This window comes from Methylobacterium ajmalii, from assembly GCF_016613415.1.
Lineage (GTDB): Bacteria > Pseudomonadota > Alphaproteobacteria > Rhizobiales > Beijerinckiaceae > Methylobacterium > Methylobacterium ajmalii.
On sequence record NZ_JACWCT010000011.1, the window covers coordinates 3857 to 9144 of the forward strand.

Below are 5288 nucleotides of genomic sequence, written 5' to 3' on the forward strand. Positions count from 1 at the left end.
ACTTCCCGATGACGGCCGCATTCATCTCAGCGCTACCCGCAGACGCGCCGATGCGGACCATCATCACTGTCGTCGAGGCTGACGGCGCCGTGAGCATCTGGCTCGACGGCACCGTGACTGCAAGGGGCTGACCATGGCCGCCTCCCCCACTCCTGTCGATCAACTGGCGCTCGCGCCCGTCTACCGGCTCGAAGATCTGCGACAGCGCAAGGTCGTCCGGATTATCCAGCCGATCTCCAGCCTGGGCATCACGGCCGCCGTCGAGGCGGCTACCGCGGCCGTGCAGGGCGCGCTAGACCTTAAGGCCGATCGGACGGATCTGATCGGCAAGGCGGCTGCCGGAGCCAACTCCGACATCACGAGCCTATCGGGTCTCGCCACCGCACTATCCGTGGGCCAGGGCGGCACGGGGGCGAAGACACCCTCGGGTGCGCGAGCCGCGCTTGGCCTCGGCAATGTCGACAACACCAGTGATGCCACCAAGGCCGCGCTGGGCAACCCTGTCGGCGACGCGATCGGCGGCAAGGCCGCGAGGGGTGCCAACTCGGACATCACCAGCCTTAGTGGCCTGACCACTGCACTTTCTCTCGCACAGGGCGGGACGGGGGCAACGGACGCGCCGGCCGCCAGGGTCGCACTCGGCCTGCCCCTCGTGCCGGGCGACCCGCTGTTCAACGCGGCGATGGCCGCCCTGTGGGTCGCCTGGGCCAACAGCCTCCCTGTCTGGTCGGGCAGCGGTCCGGCGCCGGTGCCGACGGGGGCCCCCTACAATCTCGGCCCCGGCGGGCCGGTCGTCATCGCGCAGTGAGGTTTCCCGTGCGTATCGCTCGCCTGCTCGCCGTTGCCGCCATCGCGCTCGCCCCGTTCGCGGCCCTCGCGCAGGGCGCCGTTGCCCCACTTCGGCTTCCTGCCGGATCCACGGGGCCGGCCGACGCCCTCACGATCGGCGGCTCAACGCTCCCGTCGGTCCTCGGGGCCAAAGCTCCGCTGGCGTCCCCCGCGTTCACGGGAGCCGTCACCGCGCCGTCGCTGTCGCTCATCGGATCTGGTCTCTCGGGGGCGATCGACACCGCTACCGTCGGCGGAACGGCAGTCTCCACTATCCTCGGTAGCAAGGCGCCGCTCGCAAATCCGGCATTCCAGGGTACGGTGACAGCTCCGGCTCTCTCCGTGTCCGGGACCGCCGCCGTTGGGTCGCTCACAGGCGACGTGTCTGGCGCGACGGTCATGGCCTCTGCCGGTGCGGCTGTAGGCACGATCGCGGCCCAGATCTACCCCCTCACGATGCTCACGTCTGGCGTCGCCGGCCTGCCGGTCTGCGACCCGGCCAGCACTACCGCCCCCGTCCCCGCCGGCCAGCCCTACGCCTGCGGCTCATCCGTCCTGATCGCGCAGTGAGCTTGCCGATGACCCGTCTCCTCGCCGCGTCGGAGCGGTCCCGCGCGTCCTCGCCCCGCGGCATTGATCGTAGAGCGTTCGTGCGCGGGATGGTGTCAACCGCGATCGGCATGGGGCTCGTGCAGCCGGCCTACGCGCTCGCCGCGCTCGGGCGCGCCCCCGACGTCTTCCGTGGCGCGGTCTCGATCGACCGCTTCGGCTGCCGGGGGGATTTCGACGGCACGATCCGCACCGACAGCACCCGCGGGATCGCGCGAGCGCTGGCGGAGGGCGCCCCCCTGATCGTGCCGCCGGGCTACTACTACAGCACGATCCCGATCGCCCGGACCAATGCCCCGCTGCATGTCATGGGCGGCGGTCGGGGCAGCGCGATCGTTTTCCCCGCGGGTGTCGCGGGCTGCTCTGTCTCGCAAGGCAGTCAGGACCAGTCGACCCACATCGACGCGGTTTCGCTCCTGACCCTCGGTCAGGAGAGCGCGATCGGCGCCTCGATCACCTACGGCGCGTCGGACAGCGGGCAGTTCCGCAACGATGTCCGGTGCAACCTGAACTTCGTGGTCTGCCGTGGGTACAATGACCGGCAGCATGGCTGGAAGGAGGGCATCAAGGCCGTCGATGTCCACAACATGACCGCGATGAATTGCAACATCGTCGGTCGTCGCGATCTCAGCAACGGCCCGGGGCGGTCGTCGTTCGGGACGATGGATGTCGGGTTTCACTACGTCGGAACGGGGATGTCCAGCATCCCCAGCGACGCCATGGTGTTCAATCCCCGCGTGTCGAATGCCAAAACCTCCCTTTTGTCGGAGGGGTACGTCGAGGGGATGAGGGTCATCGAGCCGGTCTTCGTCGGCGTATGGCAGGGGCTCGTCGCGCGCTATCTCAATGCGCGGCCGTGGCTTCGGATGTCGGGCGGCCACATCAGCGCGATCGACATGATGTTCGACCTCGAAAACTGCCCGGATGCCGACATCGCGGATTTGCTGTTCATCAAGGGGGGGCCTCCCGGCATTTTGCCGGACGGCACGCCGGGCACGCTCGCGGGGCGCATCAAGAAATGCGATGGCATCCGGATCAAACGCCTGAAGCTGGAAAACTACGCCGTAAACAAAAACCCCAATCCAACGACCGGAGATCCCGGCGGCGGCGCATGGAATGGCTTTGAGATAACCGACACCTACGTGCCACGCATCTCCGATATCGAGCACATCCGGTCGTCGACCGGCCTGAAGCTGCTCGGCACCACCGACGGCGCTGTCACGCGACAGTACGAATGCCTTGGAAGCTACGACGGCGAGACAACCGTCGCCGAGTACGTCGACCTCTCGACCGGCCAGAACGTGCGCATCGGCGGCAACGTCCCGATCGGCCGCGCCAGCAACGCGAGCGCGATCAGTCTGTCGGCGACCGCCGACAAGAGCGTGTCGATCTTCATCCCGCGCGCCGAGGTGGGGCAGACCTACCAGTTCGACGCCCACGTTCAGGCGCAAATGGGCGGGACGGCGGGCCAGGTGAACGTTGCTCTCATGAACGATGGCGGCAGCGCCACGGGCGCGTGGGACGACACCGGCGCCTACGTCGCCGAACGCCGGGACGCCGCTGCGGGCTCGACGCAGGAGGTCCCGTTGACTGGCAGGTATCGAGTCACCGGGCGGGGCTCCCTCGTGCTCAAGCTCAGTCTCTCGACGCCCTCGACCACCGGCACGGTCGCGGCGGGCAAGGCGCAGATGAGCGGTCTCCTGCTCTAAGCCCAGACCCACCTGCATCCACGATTTGACGCGCCGCCTGGCCGTCCCCCTGACAATCTGGAGATCCGGATGACCGCGACGACGTTCGAGCGGGCGCTTCCGCTCGTCCTGGCCCATGAGGGCGGCTACGTGGACGACCCGGCCGACCCGGGCGGCGCCACCAAGCTCGGGGTGACGATCGGCACCTTGAGCCTGTGGCTCGGCCGGCCTGCGACCAAGGCGGAGGTGAAGGCACTCACCGTCGCGACCGTGGCGCCGATCTACCGCCGGAATTACTGGGATACGGTGCAAGCCGACGCCCTGCCGCCCGGGCTCGGCTACGCGCTGTTCGACTTCGCCGTGAACAGCGGGAAGAAGCGGGCGGTGATTGGTCTGCAGCGCGCCCTCAAGGTGGCCGACGACGGCCGGCTCGGGCCGCTCACCCTGGCGGCCGTCGCGACGCACAAGCCCGCGGACCTGATCGACGCCTTGTGCGACGGGCGGCTGGCGTTCCTGCGGGCACTTTCGACCTGGTTGCGGTTCGGCAAGGGCTGGGCCCGCCGGGTCGAGGAGGTGCGCAAGGCGGCGCTCGCCATGGCGTCCGAGCCCGCGACCCCGGCCGACCCCGCCAAGTGTCCGACCTGCGGCAAGCCGATCGCCGCCTGACCAACCTCCCGGAATCTCCGGGCACTTCGACCCGCGCCGGCCGGGCCAGCCGAGCACCCCACAATCAGGACACCATCATGCACCGCATCTTCCTCGCGGCGCTGGCGCTCGCCTGCGTCTGCTCTCCCGCCATGGCCGGCGCCGGCCCGATCGCCGAGATGCTGCCCGTCGGCGGCAACCCGGCCCATGGCCTCGCCTTCGGCCTCGTGCTGCTCGGCGTTGTGGCGCTGGCCGGTGGCGTGTGCCTCGCGGCCCGCACACGGCCGCCGATCCTCGGCCTTCTCGCCACCGCGCTCGTGGGAATGCACTTGGCCTGGCCGGCGCTCGCCGCCGAACTCGCCACCGCGGACGCCACCCGCGTCACGCTGTCGGCCGCCCCCTGGATCGAACTCGTCCGGGAGATCGTCATCACCGCCGTCATCCCGGCGGTCGCCGCCTACGCGATCCAGGCCATCCGCAAGGTCTATCCCTGGGCCGCGCTGTTCCTGACCCAGGCCCGGGTGGAGCAGATGGCAAATGCCGTGACCGAGTACGCCATCAATGCCGTGCCGGGGGCCGTGAAGGAGGGCAAGCTGTCGGTCAACGTCGGCTCGCAGGTGATCGCCAAAGCCGTGCAGCGGGCGGTCGACGCAGCGCCGGCCAAGGCGATCGAGGCGGCCGGCGGGCAGGCCGGCCTCGCCGAGATCGTGTTCCGCAAGCTCAACCTCGAGGACGGCGCCAACGAGCGCAACACCTTGGCGCCCGTCATCGCTGCTCTGCCGGCGACGTTGCGGTAGGGCGGGCGCCATGCTCTTCCCCGCCGGCCCGAGCACGCCCGCCCACCCGGCGGGCGCCTACAGCTTTAACCGCCTGTTCGAATGGGCCATGGCGGTCATGATGCTGCTGATCGCCGTGACGCTCGCAATGCCGGGCGACACGATGGAGCGCGCCGCCCTGAAGCCGATCGCCGAGGTCGGCTTCAACGAGGGCAACACGGCCTTTTTCTTCGGGGCGGTGGGCGTGCTGCGCGTCACCGCCCTCTGGCTGAACGGCCACATCAACAACGGAATCACCAAGCCGAACGGCGCCAACGTCCGGGCGGTGTGCTCGGCGCTTGGCGCCCTGGTGATGGGACAGCTGACCCTCGCCCTGGTGGTCGACGCCTTCACGGCCGAGGCGCCGTCCTTCGTCATCCCGGTCTTCGGGACCCTGACCATCTTCGAGGCGATCTCGTGCTACGTGGCCCGCCTCGACGCGGTGGATCGCAGGTCGCGGCTCGGCCGGGCCCTCGCTGCGCTGGAGCGTGTGAAGTAGTATGGAGCACCTGATCGCACTGCTCCCCCTGCTCTCGTCGATGCCGGCGCTGCAGGTCTTCGTCGGCGGTGTCGTGGCCGTCACCTGTGTCGGCATGGTGCTGCGGGCCAACAAGGACAAGCACGAGGTGCCGCCCCCGGCGCCCGGCTCGGTGGGTGACGCCATGGTGCACCTGCAGGGGCCGGCCGAGTACCTGAACATCCT

General features: G+C 69.4%; 6 protein-coding genes and 1 pseudogene. All 7 read left to right on the forward strand.

Annotation, left to right across the window (positions count from 1 at the left end; genetic code table 11):
- Nucleotides 1–133 precede the first annotated feature (133 nt).
- Complete coding sequence (locus tag HPY23_RS02090; RefSeq protein ID WP_200601614.1) at nucleotides 134–808, forward strand: hypothetical protein; 675 nt, start codon at nucleotides 134–136, stop codon at nucleotides 806–808.
- Nucleotides 809–816: 8 nt separating this feature from the next.
- Nucleotides 817–1398 carry a hypothetical protein gene (locus HPY23_RS02095; RefSeq protein WP_091891913.1) on the forward strand — a complete coding sequence of 194 codons (582 nt, stop codon included), beginning with the start codon at nucleotides 817–819 and terminating at the stop codon, nucleotides 1396–1398.
- Nucleotides 1399–1406: 8 nt separating this feature from the next.
- Nucleotides 1407–3146, forward strand: a complete 1740-nt coding sequence (locus HPY23_RS02100; protein ID WP_139235095.1) for a hypothetical protein — start codon at nucleotides 1407–1409, stop codon at nucleotides 3144–3146.
- Nucleotides 3147–3215: 69 nt separating this feature from the next.
- The gene (locus HPY23_RS02105) at nucleotides 3216–3791 is read left to right on the forward strand and encodes a glycoside hydrolase family 108 protein (RefSeq protein ID WP_091891905.1); all 576 of its coding nucleotides are present in this window, start codon (nucleotides 3216–3218) and stop codon (nucleotides 3789–3791) included.
- A gap of 77 nt (nucleotides 3792–3868) precedes the next feature.
- Nucleotides 3869–4567 (forward strand): hypothetical protein, encoded by a 699-nt coding sequence (locus HPY23_RS02110; protein WP_200601613.1) that lies wholly within the window; start codon nucleotides 3869–3871, stop codon nucleotides 4565–4567.
- 10 nt (nucleotides 4568–4577) lie between these two features.
- Nucleotides 4578–5084, forward strand: a complete 507-nt coding sequence (locus HPY23_RS02115; protein WP_200601612.1) for a hypothetical protein — start codon at nucleotides 4578–4580, stop codon at nucleotides 5082–5084.
- A gap of 1 nt (nucleotide 5085) precedes the next feature.
- A pseudogene (locus tag HPY23_RS32765) lies at nucleotides 5086–5288 on the forward strand (hypothetical protein); the annotation flags it as partial.